This is a genomic window from Phyllobacterium sophorae, assembly GCF_003010965.1.
Classification (GTDB): domain Bacteria; phylum Pseudomonadota; class Alphaproteobacteria; order Rhizobiales; family Rhizobiaceae; genus Phyllobacterium; species Phyllobacterium sophorae.
In genome coordinates this window covers 96,906-113,083 of record NZ_PGGM01000005.1, presented here as the reverse complement: position 1 = coordinate 113,083, position 16,178 = coordinate 96,906, and the positions used below count along the sequence as shown (strand labels likewise).

The following is a 16,178-nucleotide window of genomic DNA, read 5'->3' as shown; positions in this document are numbered from 1 at the left end:
CTGACAATTATCGATTCGTACCCGACTTCTTCAATCAAAGCGCGAAAAATGGTTGTGGTGACGCGAGCTGTTCCTAGAACAGCGAACCTTGCGACCCGCTCGGAACGGGTGGCTTTTTCACCGGGGAGGGACGCTCCGTTCGTATCCGTGGCGGACGCTCGTCTCCCTCTTTCGCCACGGCCTGGACCTCACCATCCTGGAACTTAAGGGTCAGCTCATCACCTGTTGCGATCGTTGCCGCCCGTTTGATAGGGACGCCTGAAGGATCAAGAACAACCGCAAATCCCCGCTCCAGAACCCCTTGATATGACAGGGTTTTCAACAGGCGCTCGAGTTCGCCGCTCCGCCGTTTCGCCCGGTCTAGAACAAGGCCGACGGCCTGTATTTGACGGCGGTCCAACTGCTGCAAATGCTGACGGCCGCGTTCGGCAAGTCGCGCCGTTGGTTCGATGGAAAGGCGGCCTGCACGTCTGGCGTAAAGCGATCGTCGATCACGCACGAATACCTTGAGTCCGCGCGGGAGCCGCGACGATAAGATGCTGATTTCACGGCGTTTTTCGCGGATACGCTGTTCGAGGAGGCGCGGTGACAATTGCCGTGCGCAGCCGTCGAATTCGCCGCGCTTCTTCTGCGTGTTTGCCTGTAATGCGCGGCCGAGGCGTGCCGCCGTTTCGTCGAAATGCCGTCTTGGCAGCGCCAGCAATTGATCGGCCGAGGGCAGGGCGCGGGCCAGCGCCCGTTGCGCCTGGCGGCGGCGGTCGAGGTAGCGCGACATGCCGGCAGATAGGCGGGCGCCCAATGTCGCCACTGTTGCCTGCAAATCCGCCTTGACCGGCACCGCCATTTCCGCCGCGCCTGTCGGCGTCGGGGCGCGGACGTCCGCCGCAAGGTCGATCAGCGTCCAGTCGGTCTCGTGGCCGACCGCGGAAATGAGCGGGATTTGCGAGGCGGCGACGGCGCGCACGACGGCTTCGTCGTTGAAGCCCCACAGGTCTTCGAGGCTGCCGCCACCGCGCGCGACGATCAGGACATCGGGTCTTGGAAGAGCTCCACCACGCTGTAACCCATTGAAACCATTGATCGCATTGGCAACTTCAGAGCCTGACGTCTCGCCCTGCACGCGCACCGGCCAGACGAGAACATGCAGCGGAAAGCGGTCAGTGATACGATGAATAATGTCGCGGATAACCGCACCGGTTGGCGACGTTATCACGCCGATGATGTGCGGCATGTATGGCAATCGCCGCTTGGCTGCCGGGTCGAAAAGGCCCTCGGCGCCGAGCTTGCGCTTGCGCTCCTCGAGCAGCGCCATCAGTGCGCCGGCTCCGGCCGGCTCCATCTGCTCGATGACGATCTGGTATTTCGACGAGCCTGGATAGGTCGTCAGCTTTCCGGTGGCGATGACCTCCATGCCTTCTTCCGGCCGGAAGCGCAGCTTGCTCATCGAGCCGCGCCAGATCACGGCTTCAATGCGTGCCTTGTCATCCTTCAGCGAGAAATAGGCATGGCCGGATGAATGCGCACCACGAAAGCCCGAGATTTCGCCACGGACGCGAACATGACCAAAAGTATCCTCGACCGTACGCTTGAGCGCCCCGGAAATCTCGGAAACTGTATATTCGGCGACGTTGGATGCCGATTCGGGCTTTTCACTCATGTCCTATTCCTAGTCGCGTGGTGATCAAGGTCAAGCCTCGGCAATCGTCGATTGCAGCATTGCCAGCGCGTAGAATATCGCCTTTAAGTGGGGGAAAAGGAGCCAACATGTCAGCAACAGCGTCTGTCACCGCCAAGGGACTGAAATTGCGCCATTATCTGTTGATCGCAGCGTTGCTGATTGCGGCAGCGGCCGCAATCCTGCTGCTGATGGGACGCAACCCGATATGTACCTGCGGTACGATAAAGTTGTGGGTGGCCGAAACGAATTCATCCGACAATTCCCAGCACATCGCCGATTGGTATACGCTTTCGCATATCATCCACGGCTTTCTGTTCTACGGAATTCTATGGCTGGCCGCGCGCAAATGGCCGGTCGGCGCGCGCCTGCTGGTCGCCATTGTGGTCGAAGCGGCCTGGGAGATCTTCGAGAACACCGACATGGTCATCAACCGCTATCGCGAGGCGACCATCGCGCTCGGCTATGTCGGTGACAGTGTGCTGAACTCCGTCAGCGACATATTGTTCATGGTCCTCGGCTTCTTCTTCGCAGCTCGGGCGCCAGTCTGGCTGACAGTGATCCTTGCGATATTCTTTGAATTGTTGGCAGGGTGGGTCATCCGCGACAACCTCACCCTCAACATCGTGATGCTTCTCTATCCTCTGGACGCGATCAAGGCCTGGCAAGGCGGGATGTAGTCCGCGTTACCAGCCTGGAACGAGTTCTGTCGCGCGTACCTGCCGCAGCCGCTGGTTCGCCAGAATTGGTGCGGAAGCCTGCGATATGGTGACGGGAGTGGGCATCGAAAGATTGTCGAGGCTTTCAACGATGTGCTGTGCCAGTGCATCGACAATGGCCGAAGGCTTCGTGTGACCGCGCATGATACCAATGCCGAATTCCGGCAGGCGGCCAAATCCGTCCGCTTCCGTCAAAACGCGCATTCCAGGACGCAAGGCGCATTCAGGCAATATGGAAACGGCAAGGCCAGCCAGCACGGCGGCGGCAAGCACCGTCGCCGACCAGCTGGTGAAGAGAATTCGGTAGTCATGGTGCTTGGAATTCAGCGCCTCGATGGCGGCTGCCCGCCAGATACAGGTTGGGCGGCCGACGGCGAGGGGAAGCACGAGTTCTTCATGCACATTATGATGCGCTGAGGTGACCCAGAGCAGCTGCTCACTCCGCACTACTTCGGACCGCCGGTGCTCGTCGCATTGGGTTACCAGTGCAAGGTCGAGCTGACCCTTGCGGATCATCTCATCGAGATTGACCGTCGGTTCGCAGACAACGGAGAGTTCGACGCGCGGATTGGAGCGCGAAAACCGCGCCATGATTTCGGGCAGGAAACGGTCGGCATAGTCGTCGGGCGTGCCGATGCGGATGTGACCCTGCAGCTGGGTATCATCAAAAGCTGCGATGGTTTCATTGTTGAGCTGTAGCATCCGGCGCGCATATGCCAACAGGCGCTCGCCATCCTCGGTGAGCCGGTTCGTGCGGCCATCCCGTTCAAAAAGTGCTTTTGAAACACGTTCTTCAAGCCTGCGCATCTGCATGGATACGGCAGATTGGGTCTTGTTCACCTTATCCGCAGCCCTGGTAAAGCTGCCAAGATCGGCGATGGCGGTGAATGTCTGCAATTGGTCGAGATCAAGCGGTGCGTTCATAGCGGTGTTCCCGTATGTTTGATCCATCATTATTATTGAACGTTTACATTAAAAACATTCGTTTGAATAATCAATTTTTATGGATCATTCTACAGATGTTCAGGAAGCGCCGGTGCCAGTGGTACGAAGCGTGGTGCGTGAGAAATGGTTTCCACGCGGTTTAACTTTCTTGATCAGCGCCCTTCAAAAGGAGTAACGGCGATGACGACGACAACGAGAATGACTGAAGTAAATGGTTTCACCCGCTCGATCGCAGCATTTGCGTCGCAGGCCGCCAACTTTGTCACCCGAATGATCGTCGCTCGCCGTAATCGTAAAACGATTTTGAGCCTCGGCGAATGGAATGACGAAATGCTGCATGACATCGGCGTCACGCGTGCTGATCTGCATTCGGCTATTGGCACTTCGCTGCTCGACGATCCAAGCGAACGGCTTGGCGCCCTGGCTGATGTCCGGGCCCGGCTTCGCGCCGCCCGCTCGATTGTCTAGGCTGACGATTTGACTGTTTAGCAGGCGCCCATTCACGCCGGAATCCCCTCCCGGCGCCCAGCCTGCCTCCTGCCCGGCCCACATTGCACATGCAACGTGGCCGGGCTTTTTCTTGCTTAGCGGTTCCGATCCATGCCGCGCAAATATTGATCGAAAATGGATTCCAGACCCTTCTGGTACTGATCGTTCGCCTGTTTTCCAGTTTCGAACATCTGGCCGAGTATGTCTTTCAGCGGGTTGTCCGATGGAGCAGTTTTTTGCTGTGGTTGTTGCGGCTGAGGCGGCGCTTCGGGGGCAGAACGCCGCTGCGCCCCGCCACCAAGCATCTCTTCGAAAATTTTGCCGAACGGATTGTCACCGAAAGGATTTTGTCCTTGTGCGGTGTCTTGAGGTGGATCGTCCTGCGGAGCTCTGCTGCGGGGCGTTGGCGCTTGCGGTGTAGCGGCGCCGGGAATACCACCGCGCATCATTTCCTCGAAGATCTTGCCAAGTGGATTGTCGCCTAGTGGATTTGTTTGGCCTTGCTGCTGTCCCGCAGTCCCTCCGCCAAACATTCCTTCGAGAATCTGGCCCCAAGGATTGGCAGCGGGTGCACCGCCTTGTTGGGAGGCGGATGGCTGCCCGCCACCTTGCCGCATCATCTGCTCGATGAGATCGCCAATGACATTGCCGCCGCCAAGACCGGCAGCCGCAAACTGACCGGTCGACTTCTTGTACAATCCTCCCATCATCATCGAGGCGACCACCGGCAGCATCTGCTTCAAGGTGGCGGCGCCGACACCTGCTGCGCTGGCAGCATGATCCGCTATGGCGCGCGACAGGTCTTTCGAACCGAAGAGCTGGCCAAGGACGTAATTGCCATCGGCAATGCCCGATGGATTAAAGGCCGCTTGAGGATTATCAAAATAGTTGACGTTCTGGCCGGCCGACAAAGCCTGGACGAACGCGCCAAAGCCCATCGGATCGGCGGCGTTTCGCTGCAGACCTTGCGAAAATGCCGGCATCAGTGCTTCGAGCGCTGCAACCGTCTGCTGCTGGGAAAGGTTGAACTGCCGGGCGAGAGCGTCGATATTCTGGCCCCCTTGTCCCTTCAGGAACATATCTATGAGATTCATGGCGCAGATCCTCCTTCGCGCTGGGCACGTGGAAGATTAGCGCCGCAAGTGCGCGAACTTCAATCTTTTTATGGAGTTAGAAAAAGCGCGCCAGATTCTTGCGGATGCGCTGTAGTGGATCTATCGCCGCATCGCCCGGTTCAAATTTCCGGTTGGTGATCGTCTCGTAGGCCTGAATATAGACTTTGGTTGTCGCATCGATCACGTCTTCAGGAATTTCCGGAATGTCGTCTTTGTATGGGTCGCAGCGCTCAACCACCCAGTTGCGGACGAAATCCTTGTCAAAGCTCATCGGCCGCTTGCCGGGGGCATAACTGTCGGCAAACCAGTAGCGGCTCGAATCGGGGGTATGGATTTCGTCAGCCAGCACGATGTTGCCTTCATCGTCGGTGCCGAATTCATATTTCGTATCGGCGAGGATCAGACCACGGCTAGCAGCAATTTCCTGGCCCCGGGCGAAGAGCTTGAGGGCATAGTTCGAAACCGCTTCCCACTGCTCCTTGCTCACCAGGTTCTGGGCTAAAATGGCATCCGCCGTGAGGGGTTCGTCATGGCCGCCGTCGAAGGCCTTGGAGGTCGGGGTGATAATGGGTGCGGGCAGCTTCTCATTGTCCTGCATGCCATCGGGCAGAGTGAAGCCGTACATATCGCGCTTGCCGGTCTTGTAGAGCGTCAGGATCGACGTTCCGGTGGTACCGGCAAGATAGCCGCGCACGACGATCTCCACAGGAAGGATGGTCAGCTTGCGGCAGATCAGAACATTCGGGTCAGGATATTCAATAACATGATTGGGGCAGATGTCCTGTGTCTGCTCGAATTGGTAGCGCGCGGTTTGGGTCAGAACCTCACCCTTGAGCGGTATGGACGCAAGGATACGGTCAAAAGCGCTGATGCGGTCGGTCGCGATGATAATGCGACGTCCATCCGGCAGGTCGTAATTTTCGCGAACCTTGCCTCTATAATAGTTCGGCAGTTCGGGAATATAGGCTTCGGACAGCGCTTTGTGTTTCGGCATGGTTCAGAAATCCGATTGAAAATGATCCGGCCCCCGCATAACACATATGGCCGCCGACGCGAGTCTAAATCGTCGGAATCTGCAGGCTTTCAGCGGCCGCCTGTCACATCGAGGAGAGCACCGGTCACATATGACGATGCATCACTGAGCAGCCAGACGATGGATTCGCCGACTTCATCGGCAGTACCGGCACGACCAAGCGGTGCGGTAACGCCGAGACGCTGCGCCCGGTCCGGCTGGCCGCCGCTGGCGTGAATGTCAGTCTCGATCAGCCCCGGGCGAACGGCATTGACACGGATACTCTCAGGCCCGAGTTCCTTGGAGAGGCCGATGGTGAGCGAATCCATTGCCCCTTTCGATCCTGCATAATCCACATATTCGTTAGGTCCGCCCAGCCGTGCAGCAGCAGAGGAAAGGAGTACGATCGAGCCCCCGTTTCCTCCGCGGGAGCGTGCAAGGTGGCGCGCGCCCTCGCGCGCGCAAAGATAGGCGCCGAGAATATTCACGTCGAAGACGCGGCGCATGCGCTCGATGTCCATATCCACCAGCCGCGAGGCAGGTGCTACGATACCGGCGTTGACTACGACGCCATCGAGTTTGCCGAGTTCGGCTGCTTGTTCGAACACCGAGATTACCTCGGCTTCAACGGCGACATCGCCTTGTATGGCCTTCGCCTTGCCACCGGCGGCGGTGATGGCGCTGACGACTTCTTCGGCCGCGGATCTATTGCCAACATAGTTGACGCCGACAGACCAGCCCCTCCGGCCGGCGAGGATTGCCGCAGAGCGGCCGATGCCACGACTGGCCCCGGTAATCAGAATGGTCTTGGTCATCGATGATCCTCCCCGCTTGATCAGTAGGCGTATTCCAGAAAGGCCGGTTCGACTGAACTGCCCCAGGCAGTATTGTACTGTGATAACATTTGTTCGGCGGAGGTCGTGCCACGCGCGACAACTTCCTCCAGGGACGCGAGGTAGTGCGTCTCGTCAAAGCCCTCGCTGTTCAACCGCGCACGGTTCGTCAGGCCGAGACGCGAAATTGCCAGCACATCACGGGCAATATCGTGCGCCGTGCGATTGCGCAAAGCTGCCCGCAGGCCCTTCGCGGGAACCTCATCGCGCAATGCCTGGACTTCGCGATAGGTCCAGTCGCGGGTTAGCGCCTCGGCGGCACTGAGAGCTTCGGCATCGTAGAGCAGCCCGACCCAGAAGGCGGGGAGGGCGCAAATACGCCGCCACGGGCCACCATCGGCGCCGCGCATTTCGAGAAAGCGCTTCAGCCGTACTTCCGGAAACAGCGTTGACAGGTGATTTGCCCAGTCGCCCATATTGGGCGTGCCCTCGGGAATATCATCCTTGAGTGCGCCGTTCATGAACTGCCGGAACGTCACGTGGGTACAATCGTGATAGCGGCCATGGCGCATGACGAAATACATGGGCACGTCTAGCGCCCATTCGACATAATCGGCAAAGCCGAAATTTTCATTGAAAATGAAGGGCAGGACACCGGAGCGATTGTTGTCCGTGTCGCGCCAGATATTCGACCGCCAGGAGAGAAGTCCATTCGGCCTGCCTTCGGTGAAGGGCGACATGGCAAAGAGCGCCGTTGCGATCGATTGCAGCTTGACCGAGACCTGCATCTTGCGGCGCATGTCCGTTTCGGACGAGAAGTCGAGATTCACCTGGATCGTGCAGGTGCGATACATCATGTTCAGCCCATCCTTGCCAACCTTCGGCATGTAGTTGGACATGATGTTGTAACGCGATTTCGGCATGCGCGGCGTTTCCGCAAGCGTCCATTTCGGACTGCCGCCAAGGCCGAGAAAGCGAATGCCGAGTGGTTCGGCAATTTCGCGCACCTGCGCCAGATGCGCATTGGATTCACGGCAGGTCTGATGAATGGAAAGGAGCGGCGCACCGGAAAGCTCAAACTGGCCGCCGGGTTCGAGCGAGATGGCGCCCTGACCCGTTGGCTCGACGAGGCCGATAATATTGCCCTCATCGATGATCGGTTCCCAGCCAAGCTTCGACTGCATGCCCTCGAGAATGGCGCGGATTCCACGCGGGCCATCATAGGGAACCGGGCTGTTGTCTTCCGTGTAGAACGGGAATTTTTCATGCTCGGTACCAATGCGCCATGCCGATTCCGGCTTGGATCCCTGCGCAAGGTACACTGCCAGTTCTTCGGTACCGGAGATGGGTGTTTCGTCTGTCGTGTCGCGCGCCATGGATGGTGCTTTCCGATAAGATGAGATTGTTGCGCGTGATTGGCGGTTTTCGGTCAGGAGCGCAAGCAAATTTCGCTTATGCTCTTATCAAGAGAATTTGTATCTCACCAATCGCCGATTGTCGCCTGAATCAGAGCGAGTGCTGCAACGGCCGCTGTGTCCGCGCGCAGGATCCGCTGGCCAAGCGGGATTGCGGTGACAAAGGGCAATTTACGCAGAACTTGACGCTCATGATCCGAGAAGCCGCCCTCCGGTCCAATGAGGACACCAAGCGGCCCTCGTGGAAGTGATTGCAACAGTGGCAGGGGATTGTACGTCTCGTGTCCCTCATCGCAAAAGATGAGGCGGCGATTGCCATCCCAGCCTTCGAGCAGTTTTTCCAGCTTCACCGGCTCGCGCGTCTGCGGGATCGCCAGTACCCCGCATTGTTCTGCTGCCTCGATTGCATTGGCTTCAATACGCTCGATTCCAATACGTGGGACCTGTGTGTGCTGGGTGACGACCGGCTGCAAGGTGCCGGCGCCCATTTCCACCGCCTTCTGCACCAGATAGTCGAGCCGGCCCTGTTTCAGCGGGGCGAAACAATAAATGAGATCGGGTGGGGCAGGCTGCTCGCGCGTCTGTTCCAGTGGCTCCAGTGACAGCTTCTTCTTGCTCTCAAACCGCAGCGCCGCGCGCCATTCGCCGTCGCGACCGTTGAAGGCAAGGATTTCATCGCCTTCCTTCATCCGCAGCACATTGGCAAGGTAATTGATGGCCTCAGGACCGGTCTCGGCGCGCTTTCCAGCGGTCAGACCGGCGGTGACATAGAGCCTCTGCATTTTGTAGTTGGCACGCATGGTATTTCCAGTGGAGCAGCGGTTCAGGAGAGAGGCGGCAAGCGGCGTTTGACCGGTGATGACTTGACGATCGAGGTGTTTGTCTCGGCTTTTTCCGCCAGCCGGTCAAGAATCGTATCGAGTTGCTCCATCGTTCGAAACTGCAGTTTTCCGATAAAACAGTCATCGCCCGTGACCTTGTCGCATTCAGTGATTTCGGGCGTCTCCTTGATCAGCCTTTCGACGATATGCAACATGCCGGGCAGGGGACGAACCCGCACGATTGCCGTCAGGCTGTAGCCGAGCGCCACCGGATCGATATCAACGGTGAACGAGCGGATCACCTTCTTTTCTTCCAGCCGCCGCAAACGCTCCGAAACACTCGGAGAAGAAAGCCCCACCTTCTGGCTGAGTTCCTTCAACGATATGCGTGCGTCATCGATGAGAATCTCGATGATCGTTCGGTCAAGTTCGTCAAGCATGGATTCCTCGTAAGGTGCTTCGCCAAATTTACCTGCAATATAAAGGTGAAGTGCAATTTTCGCCTTTCACAACTTATATCAAATTGGATGTCCGCCGCATAGTCTTCACCCATTGTTGAAATGGAGCGGTGACATGGAAAAAGATCTGTTCAGAGGCAGTGTCGAAATGACTGCCGCCATGATCATTTCAGGGACAATCGGCTGGTTCGTACTGATGTCCGGTCAGCCGGTTTTGTCCGTCGTCTTCTGGCGCTGCGCCATTGGAGCCGTCACGCTGCTCGCGGTCTGTGCAGCGTTGGGCCTGCTGCGGCCAGATGTCATCTCGCGCAAGCTTTTCGGCCTTGCCGTCATTGGCGGCGTCGCGATCGTGCTGAACTGGGTGCTGCTCTTTGCTGCCTATTCCCGCGCATCCATCGCCATCGCCACGACGGTCTACAATGTCCAGCCGTTCATGCTGGTTGGCTTGGGCGCATTAATTTTCAAGGAGAAGCTCACGGCCACCAAGCTGTTCTGGCTTGGCTTTGCCTTTGCCGGCATGCTCCTGATCGTGCAGGCCAAGCCTGGTGGTGCTTATAGCGGCTCGGACTACATGACCGGTATTGCATTGTCGCTCGGTGCTGCCTTCCTCTATGCGATCGCCTCCATCGTTGCGAAGCGCCTGAAGGGTACGCCGCCGCACCTTATCGCGCTTATCCAGGTCTGCGTCGGTATTATCATGCTCGTGCCGCTTGCCGACTTCACGAGCCTGCCGCAAAGCACAGGCCAGTGGGCAAGTATTGTAACGATTGGTGTGGTTCACACCGGCTTGATGTATATCCTGCTCTACAGCGCAATCCAAAGGCTGCCGACGCACATTACCGGCTCCCTGTCCTTCATCTATCCAATCGCTGCCATTATGGTGGACTACATTGCGTTCGGACATGCGTTGCAGCCGAGCCAGTTGGTCGGTTCCGCCGCTATCCTGATCGCCGCTGCCGGCACCAGCCTCGGCTGGACATTCCGCAGATCAGTCCCCGCCGATATCAGGGCCTGACTACAAGCGGATGAGCGGATCATAGCCCGCTCTCAAGGCCCGAACGGTCGAAGGCGGCGTAAGCAGCGAGACATTCATGGGGGGTGTCTGCGATGGTGCATAGCCTTCCCATGACCAAAGATGCGTCTCGCCCTCCATGACTACATAGGCAGTGTCGCCGCTGGCAACCATGGTGCCATCTGGTAAATCAGCGATCGAACCTTCGATATGATGATGCCGTTTGCCGCCTTTGGCGTCGATCCGCTCACCATGCAGGACTTTATCTATCGCTGGAGCCGATAAAGCAGCGGTTGTATTTCCTTCCGCCCAGGCCGCCTGAAAGGATTTTGCCCGTTGCCGCTGGCAATAGAAGCAGGGCCGGTGCCCCGCCGCCAGCGCCGCCGCTTCGTCAAAGAAGAACAGTTCGGTCCAGCTGCGGCGAGCCATCACGTCCCGCCGCACATCTTTGAATTCACACACGCAGATAATCCAGGCTCGGGTCGTCCAGCGTCTTTTCAGCAAGGTCCGGGTTGCCGGATCGTGAATGATGCCGCGATTGCCCATCAGCAAACCGCGCTGAGGAACTGCGACAATATCGCCAAAGGGCGTGACACGGTTTTGCAGGGGCATTTGACGGCTTCCGACTCTTGGGGGCCCATGCTATCCGAGAATCCCAGTCATTGCGATCAGTCAGGCAGGCTTCATGCGCGTTCTCGTCGTTCAGAACTATCAGCATACCGGGTTAGGACAGGTTGGCCACGCACTGGACGAGGCGGGCGCTATGGTTGATCTGCGTCAAGCCTATCTTGGAGAAGCTCTGCCCGCCGATGCCTCTGATCATGAAGCGCTGGTCGTCCTCGGCGGCGATCAGAATGCCCTTGCCGACGACGACTATCCCTACCTTCCCGCATTGGCGCGGCTCATCAAGCGGTTCGGCGATTCCAACAAGGCCGTACTCGGCATTTGTCTCGGCAGCCAACTGGTCGCGCGCGGCTACGGTGGGCACAATATTATTGGCCGGCCGACTGAATTCGGCTGGCATGAGGTAACGTGTAGGGTTGAGGCTGTGTCAGATCCCGTTCTCTCGTCAGTCCCCCAGCAATTTCCGATCTTTCACTGGCATAGTGATACGTTCTCGTTGCCCGACGGTGCAGTTCACCTCGCGTCCAGTGCCATGACAGCAAACCAGGCTTTTCGTATCGGCCGCGCTGTCTACGGCATCCAGTTTCACTTCGAAGCCGACACAAGGCTCGTGCAAGAGTGGACGCATGTCTTCCATGATCAGATCGCAACAAATCATGCGCAATGGCTGGATGACTTCGAAGCTCATGCCGGCCGTCATGGAACCGCTGCAGATGCGGCTGGCCTGGAGCTTGCTCGCGCGTGGGTCAAGTTGATCGCGTGACTCCGCGATTCAGTTGCAACTCTGCAACAGCCCAATTCTGAATTAGATCCCCCGCCACGATTCATGTGGAGCGTGTCTTTGATTCACTAGTTGGTAATGTTCGTGTCCTGTAGTGGCCGCACTGGTTAACTGGCATGAAGCCAGGCCAAGACAAACGATGGAAACGACCAAATGACCACCAAGAGTGCTGCACTTTTGACCGCCGTAATGCTCTCAGCCATTCTCTTCATGGGCGCAGGGCTGTTCTCGGTCGATGCCGGTGGACATGCGGTTTCCAGCGACGGCTACGGCGTCAGCACGGCTTCACGCTGAGGTCAGTTCTACACGCTCACTTCCAGGAAAAACTTGTTTCCTGCGTCGATCGCAATCGCGCTGAGCCTGCCACTGGCATAGGCGCCGGTGTCGAGATTGACCCGGTTCGTCCTGACTTCCACGTCGCTGACAGGCGTGTGGCCATGGACGATGATTTTGGGGTGAAGATGTGGATTTTCCAGAAATTCCCATCTGATCCAGATCAAATCTTCGGGGTCCTGATGGTCAAGGTCGACGCCAGGCCGGATCCCGGCGTGGCAAAAGAAAAAGTCACCAAAAACCATTGATCGCTGCAAACCGCGCAGGAATTGGACGTGCGACTGTGGAATTGCATCGGCCAGCGCCTTCCGTCCCGCTGCGACAGAACCCGGGTCTTCGAAATCGATATTAATGCCATAGGAAAGCGCTGTTTGACGCCCGCCATTACGCGCAAAAAGCCCGTAGCCGTCGCCTGTAGCAAGAAACTCGAGTAAACCAACGTCGTGATTTCCCGCGAGCGTCAACATTCGGTGTGTCTTCTTCTGTAGCTTGACCAATAGATCGAGCACGCCCTTTGAATCGGGGCCCCGGTCGACATAGTCGCCGAGGTGGACAACGACCCAGTCAAACGGCGGAGATTTTTCATTCTCAACCAGAATGCGCCGGTGCATCGCCTGCAATAGATCCAGCCGGCCATGCACATCGCCAATCGCATAGACCCGCAACTTGTCCGGACCGCGCGCATGTTTGAAGTCGACGGTGTTCATTTCGAGTTCAACTCCCGCTGATTGCGCCGCAGCCGGGAGACGTCCTGCCAGGCGCTGCTGCGCACCGCTTCTCTTTGTGCCTGCTCTATGAAGTCGATGTGTTCGCGTGCGGCTGTACGCGCTCCTGCCGGGTCCGACGCCATGATCGCATCGAATATCGCCCGGTGTTGTGCAAGGAGCTTGGCGCGTGCACCGGGAAATCCATAAATTACCGTACGGTTGTAGAAGACGTCATCGGCCAGCAGCCGGTAGCACGAGCGCAGCGTATGTAACAGGATGATATTGTGCGCGCACTCGCCGATGGCATTGTGCAACTCCACATCGAGTTCCGCTTCCCTTTTGAAGTCATCGGTCTCGTAAGCCTGCTCCATCGCCGCCATGATGCGGTGGAGCAAAAGCCGGTCATCCTCGGTGGCACGCTGGGCCGCATAGTCGGCCGCGATGCTTTCGATTTCGCGGCGATATTCGAGATAATCCGCCGCCGCCTTGCGGTGGCTGGAGATGAGGTCCATCATCGGCTTGGAAAACACCTCGCCAATGACATCAGCGACAAAGGTTCCGCCGCCATGGCGAGTCGTGAGCAGGCCCTTGGCTTCCAGTGTTTTGAGCGCGCTGCGCAGGATAGGTCGCGAAACATCGAACTGAGCGGAGAGATCACGCTCTCCCGGCAGACGGTCGCCAACGCGCAGCACTCCTTCAAGGATGAGCGTCTCGATCTGGCTGACAATGTCAGTAGCCGTGCGCGTAGACTGGATGCGGGCGAAGATGGGGCTGCTGCTCATGGATGATTCGATCCGCAGAAAACACTTGCAGTCATATCGTACCGGCAAAGAACGAAACTGGTCAATTAAATGATCCAATTTCTGAAGGGATCGTGGTCCTATTTGCCGCAGCCTTTGGTATGAGAAACGGTTGAAAGCGCAGCTCAATCCGTTCACGATCCCGTGACAGCTGATCAGCGAAGAAAAGACCGGTCAGGGGACGATGGGGAAGAGATTGAAGCCAGTAACAGCGCTTGCGAGCGCTGCGCCGAGCCCAGGTGGTGTCATGGGATTTCCCGCGCATGCGGAGCGCGCCATTGCGCTTGGCGAAGTACATGCGCGACCCTACCCCTTGGTGGATACGCCGCGCCTGTTGATCCAGCTCGCCTTCATGACCGAAGGCGGATCGAGCGTCGATCACGCTGTACTGGGAGAACTCAGTCGCAGTATTGGCATTGCGCCGCCGGCCCGCGACGCCCGGCACCACATCATGCCGTGGGGCAATGGCACATTACGCTGGGAGCGGCATACGGAGTTCTCGACCTACCTTTGGGAAGGTCCGGTACCGCGTAACAACAATGCTGCCCAGCATCCTTTCGGACACGGTTTCAACCCACCCGGCACGGTGATTGACGGCGTGCGGCTGGAGATCATCAAGAAGGATCGAAATGCGCTCGCGTTGGTTTCGGAATTCGATCCTGCGAGCCTGTGCTACAGCGATGTCGAGAACGGCTTGGCCTCGATCGTTACTGACTTCCGGCAGGACCGCGATGGTATGACGCGCATCCTGATTCTCGACAATGGCCTGTCGCCCGCTCGTGCCGGAGCGTTATCGCAACGCGTCATCGAGATCGAAACCTACCGGACGCTCGCCATGCTTGGCTTGCCGCTGGCACATTCGCTTTCGCCGCGAATCCGGCGGATCGAAGACCGGCTAGCCGGCCTTACCAACGAAATGCGCGATTCGACTTCAGACAGCCACAAATTGCTTGATGAACTGACCTCCCTTGCGGCGGAACTGGAAGCCGACGCGGCGTCCAGCCTGTATCGCTTTGGTGCGAGCCGAGCTTATAACGGCATCGTCCAGGAGCGTTTGGCCGCACTGCAGGAAGAGCCGGTAACGGGATATGAAACGTGGGGAGCATTCATCCAGCGGCGCATGGCACCGGCCATGCGGACCTGCCGTTCGGTCAGTGGACGCCAGGAGAGCCTTTCAGAAAAGCTCTCCCGCGCCGCGACATTGCTGCGCACATCCGTCGATGTGGAGCTTGAACGCCAGAACCGTGACCTGCTCAGTTCAATGGACAAGCGTGCGCAATTGCAGTTGCGATTGCAGCGTACGGTCGAAGGGCTCTCGGTTGCAGCGATCTCCTATTATGTCGTTGGGCTGTTCTACTATCTCGCCAAGGGTGCGGAAACTTATATTCCCGAACTGCATGCCTCTGTGCTGACGGCGATCTTTGTTCCCATCGCCATTCTGGCCATGTGGTACGTCGTCAAGGCCATACGCAAATCCCACGCGGACGATTGATCAATTCCGATCCCAAGGCGGGATTGGTCCGTAAAGCGCCGCGAGATAGTCGATGAAGAGCCGTACTTTCGCCGGCAGGTACTGCCGCGAGGGATACACGGCATAGATCGCGATGTTGCGTGACGCCGCGTAATCTCCAAGAACTCTCACAAGCAAGCCTGCTGCGAGTTCCGGCCCGATATCCCAGGTTGAGCGCAAAGCAATACCCAGTCCGCCGAGCACGGCTTCCCGCACCACCTCGCTGGAGTTCGTCAGGAGCGGACCAGCCGGGCGCCAACTGACGGCACCATAGGGCCCGACAAGCCGCCATGGATCGCCGTTGTGGGCAGCAAGGCAGACGTGATTCTCTAGATCGGAAAAAGATCTCGGTGTCCCATGTTCTGCGACATAGCGCGGTGCTGCTACAAGGAAGCGCTCTACGGGCGCGAGCTTGCGCGCCACGAGACTTGAATCTGATAGTTCGGCAATGCGGATGGCAAGGTCGTAACCCTCGCCGACAATATCGACGAATTCGTCGGCAAGCACGAGATTGACTGAAAGGTCGGGATTTGCTCGCATGAATGGCTCGAGATGCGGAGCAATATGCATACGCCCAAATGTCGTCGGCACGGCGACCTTCAGCAGCCCGTGCGCTTGCTCCGAGCGGCGCGAGACGAAGGCCTCTGCTTCCTCGACCCCTGACAGGATCGCCAGCACGCGCTGGTAATACCCCTGACCGGTTTCCGTCAGGGCGATCTGCCTTGTCGTGCGCTGCAGAAGCCGAGTACCCAGCCGCTCTTCGAGACGCCGCAACCGCTTGGAAACGACAGCGGGAGAAAGTCCAAGCTCCCGTCCTGCCGCCGACATGCTCCCGGCAGAAACCACGCGCGCAAAAATTTCCATATCGTTGAACTCGCTCATGCGCGCACTCTTCCGGCGGTCCATGATAAGGTCAAGTGCAAAGACGG

Annotated in this window: 18 protein-coding genes; 6 read left to right on the top strand and 12 right to left on the bottom strand. The window is 58.1% G+C overall.

Annotation, left to right across the window (positions count from 1 at the left end; translation table 11 throughout):
* Window positions 1-73: 73 nt before the first annotated feature.
* The gene (xseA, locus tag CU103_RS13125; RefSeq protein WP_106664388.1) at window positions 74-1,657 is read right to left on the bottom strand and encodes an exodeoxyribonuclease VII large subunit; all 1,584 of its coding nucleotides are present in this window, start codon (window positions 1,655-1,657) and stop codon (window positions 74-76) included.
* 107 nt (window positions 1,658-1,764) lie between these two features.
* On the opposite strand from xseA, the gene CU103_RS13120 reads away from it, so the two are divergent.
* Window positions 1,765-2,355, top strand: coding sequence for a DUF2585 domain-containing protein (locus tag CU103_RS13120; protein ID WP_106664387.1), 591 nt, complete (start codon window positions 1,765-1,767; stop codon window positions 2,353-2,355).
* Between the two features lie 6 nt (window positions 2,356-2,361).
* On the opposite strand, the gene CU103_RS13115 is transcribed toward CU103_RS13120, so the two are convergent.
* Window positions 2,362-3,318 carry a LysR substrate-binding domain-containing protein gene (locus CU103_RS13115; RefSeq protein ID WP_106664386.1) on the bottom strand — a complete coding sequence of 319 codons (957 nt, stop codon included), beginning with the start codon at window positions 3,316-3,318 and terminating at the stop codon, window positions 2,362-2,364.
* A gap of 201 nt (window positions 3,319-3,519) precedes the next feature.
* Between CU103_RS13115 and CU103_RS13110 the strand changes: the two genes are divergently transcribed.
* Window positions 3,520-3,807, top strand: coding sequence for a DUF1127 domain-containing protein (locus CU103_RS13110; RefSeq protein ID WP_162707113.1), 288 nt, complete (start codon window positions 3,520-3,522; stop codon window positions 3,805-3,807).
* A gap of 116 nt (window positions 3,808-3,923) precedes the next feature.
* Here the strand turns inward: CU103_RS13110 and CU103_RS13105 are convergent, their stop codons facing one another.
* From CU103_RS13105 to CU103_RS13080, 6 genes are all read right to left on the bottom strand, one after another.
* Window positions 3,924-4,922 (bottom strand): DUF937 domain-containing protein, encoded by a 999-nt coding sequence (locus CU103_RS13105; RefSeq protein ID WP_106664384.1) that lies wholly within the window; start codon window positions 4,920-4,922, stop codon window positions 3,924-3,926.
* Window positions 4,923-4,998: 76 nt separating this feature from the next.
* Window positions 4,999-5,937: a phosphoribosylaminoimidazolesuccinocarboxamide synthase gene (locus CU103_RS13100; RefSeq protein ID WP_106664383.1), complete on the bottom strand. Its 939-nt coding sequence runs from the start codon at window positions 5,935-5,937 to the stop codon at window positions 4,999-5,001.
* A gap of 89 nt (window positions 5,938-6,026) precedes the next feature.
* Window positions 6,027-6,770 carry an SDR family oxidoreductase gene (locus tag CU103_RS13095; RefSeq protein ID WP_106664382.1) on the bottom strand — a complete coding sequence of 248 codons (744 nt, stop codon included), beginning with the start codon at window positions 6,768-6,770 and terminating at the stop codon, window positions 6,027-6,029.
* Window positions 6,771-6,790: 20 nt separating this feature from the next.
* Entirely contained in the window at window positions 6,791-8,164 is a 1,374-nt protein-coding gene (locus tag CU103_RS13090; RefSeq protein WP_106664381.1) for a glutamate--cysteine ligase, read from the bottom strand.
* A 104-nt stretch (window positions 8,165-8,268) separates the two neighbouring features.
* Complete coding sequence (locus tag CU103_RS13085) at window positions 8,269-9,003, bottom strand: 16S rRNA (uracil(1498)-N(3))-methyltransferase (RefSeq protein ID WP_106664380.1); 735 nt, start codon at window positions 9,001-9,003, stop codon at window positions 8,269-8,271.
* 23 nt (window positions 9,004-9,026) lie between these two features.
* Entirely contained in the window at window positions 9,027-9,464 is a 438-nt protein-coding gene (locus tag CU103_RS13080) for an Lrp/AsnC family transcriptional regulator (RefSeq protein ID WP_106664379.1), read from the bottom strand.
* A gap of 133 nt (window positions 9,465-9,597) precedes the next feature.
* Here CU103_RS13080 and CU103_RS13075 point away from each other — a divergent pair, with 133 nt between their 5' ends.
* Window positions 9,598-10,497, top strand: coding sequence for a DMT family transporter (locus CU103_RS13075; protein ID WP_106664378.1), 900 nt, complete (start codon window positions 9,598-9,600; stop codon window positions 10,495-10,497).
* Here the strand turns inward: CU103_RS13075 and CU103_RS13070 are convergent, their stop codons facing one another.
* On the bottom strand, window positions 10,498-11,106 hold the full coding sequence (locus tag CU103_RS13070; protein WP_106664377.1) for a hypothetical protein: 609 nt from the start codon (window positions 11,104-11,106) through the stop codon (window positions 10,498-10,500).
* Window positions 11,107-11,179: 73 nt separating this feature from the next.
* Here CU103_RS13070 and CU103_RS13065 point away from each other — a divergent pair, with 73 nt between their 5' ends.
* On the top strand, window positions 11,180-11,881 hold the full coding sequence (locus CU103_RS13065; RefSeq protein WP_106664376.1) for a type 1 glutamine amidotransferase: 702 nt from the start codon (window positions 11,180-11,182) through the stop codon (window positions 11,879-11,881).
* A gap of 171 nt (window positions 11,882-12,052) precedes the next feature.
* Window positions 12,053-12,193 carry a hypothetical protein gene (locus CU103_RS31400; protein WP_170117032.1) on the top strand — a complete coding sequence of 47 codons (141 nt, stop codon included), beginning with the start codon at window positions 12,053-12,055 and terminating at the stop codon, window positions 12,191-12,193.
* Window positions 12,194-12,201: 8 nt separating this feature from the next.
* Here the strand turns inward: CU103_RS31400 and CU103_RS13060 are convergent, their stop codons facing one another.
* The gene (locus CU103_RS13060) at window positions 12,202-12,939 is read right to left on the bottom strand and encodes a metallophosphoesterase family protein (RefSeq protein ID WP_106664375.1); all 738 of its coding nucleotides are present in this window, start codon (window positions 12,937-12,939) and stop codon (window positions 12,202-12,204) included.
* The gene (locus tag CU103_RS13055) at window positions 12,936-13,721 is read right to left on the bottom strand and encodes a FadR/GntR family transcriptional regulator (RefSeq protein ID WP_106664374.1); all 786 of its coding nucleotides are present in this window, start codon (window positions 13,719-13,721) and stop codon (window positions 12,936-12,938) included. Before CU103_RS13055 ends, CU103_RS13060 begins: the two co-directional genes overlap by 4 nt.
* A gap of 265 nt (window positions 13,722-13,986) precedes the next feature.
* Here CU103_RS13055 and CU103_RS13050 point away from each other — a divergent pair, with 265 nt between their 5' ends.
* Complete coding sequence (locus CU103_RS13050) at window positions 13,987-15,231, top strand: DUF3422 family protein (protein WP_106664594.1); 1,245 nt, start codon at window positions 13,987-13,989, stop codon at window positions 15,229-15,231.
* Here CU103_RS13050 and CU103_RS13045 read toward each other — a convergent pair whose 3' ends face one another.
* A complete protein-coding gene (locus CU103_RS13045) occupies window positions 15,232-16,131 on the bottom strand; it encodes a LysR family transcriptional regulator (RefSeq protein ID WP_106664373.1) in 900 nt (299 codons plus the stop codon).
* Between the last annotated feature and the right edge of the window lie 47 nt (window positions 16,132-16,178).

Coding starts and splice junctions, on each gene's coding strand:
- CU103_RS31400 (WP_170117032.1), top strand. CDS start 12,053: ATGACCACCAAGAGTGCTGCACTTTTGACCGCCGTAATGCTCTCAGCC.
- CU103_RS13115 (WP_106664386.1), bottom strand. CDS start 3,318: ATGAACGCACCGCTTGATCTCGACCAATTGCAGACATTCACCGCCATC.
- CU103_RS13045 (WP_106664373.1), bottom strand. CDS start 16,131: ATGAGCGAGTTCAACGATATGGAAATTTTTGCGCGCGTGGTTTCTGCC.
- CU103_RS13055 (WP_106664374.1), bottom strand. CDS start 13,721: ATGAGCAGCAGCCCCATCTTCGCCCGCATCCAGTCTACGCGCACGGCT.
- CU103_RS13120 (WP_106664387.1), top strand. CDS start 1,765: ATGTCAGCAACAGCGTCTGTCACCGCCAAGGGACTGAAATTGCGCCAT.
- CU103_RS13060 (WP_106664375.1), bottom strand. CDS start 12,939: ATGAACACCGTCGACTTCAAACATGCGCGCGGTCCGGACAAGTTGCGG.
- CU103_RS13090 (WP_106664381.1), bottom strand. CDS start 8,164: ATGGCGCGCGACACGACAGACGAAACACCCATCTCCGGTACCGAAGAA.
- CU103_RS13100 (WP_106664383.1), bottom strand. CDS start 5,937: ATGCCGAAACACAAAGCGCTGTCCGAAGCCTATATTCCCGAACTGCCG.
- CU103_RS13075 (WP_106664378.1), top strand. CDS start 9,598: ATGGAAAAAGATCTGTTCAGAGGCAGTGTCGAAATGACTGCCGCCATG.
- CU103_RS13080 (WP_106664379.1), bottom strand. CDS start 9,464: ATGCTTGACGAACTTGACCGAACGATCATCGAGATTCTCATCGATGAC.
- CU103_RS13085 (WP_106664380.1), bottom strand. CDS start 9,003: ATGCGTGCCAACTACAAAATGCAGAGGCTCTATGTCACCGCCGGTCTG.
- CU103_RS13065 (WP_106664376.1), top strand. CDS start 11,180: ATGCGCGTTCTCGTCGTTCAGAACTATCAGCATACCGGGTTAGGACAG.
- CU103_RS13110 (WP_162707113.1), top strand. CDS start 3,520: ATGACGACGACAACGAGAATGACTGAAGTAAATGGTTTCACCCGCTCG.
- CU103_RS13105 (WP_106664384.1), bottom strand. CDS start 4,922: ATGAATCTCATAGATATGTTCCTGAAGGGACAAGGGGGCCAGAATATC.
- CU103_RS13050 (WP_106664594.1), top strand. CDS start 13,987: ATGGGATTTCCCGCGCATGCGGAGCGCGCCATTGCGCTTGGCGAAGTA.
- xseA (WP_106664388.1), bottom strand. CDS start 1,657: ATGAGTGAAAAGCCCGAATCGGCATCCAACGTCGCCGAATATACAGTT.
- CU103_RS13070 (WP_106664377.1), bottom strand. CDS start 11,106: ATGCCCCTGCAAAACCGTGTCACGCCCTTTGGCGATATTGTCGCAGTT.
- CU103_RS13095 (WP_106664382.1), bottom strand. CDS start 6,770: ATGACCAAGACCATTCTGATTACCGGGGCCAGTCGTGGCATCGGCCGC.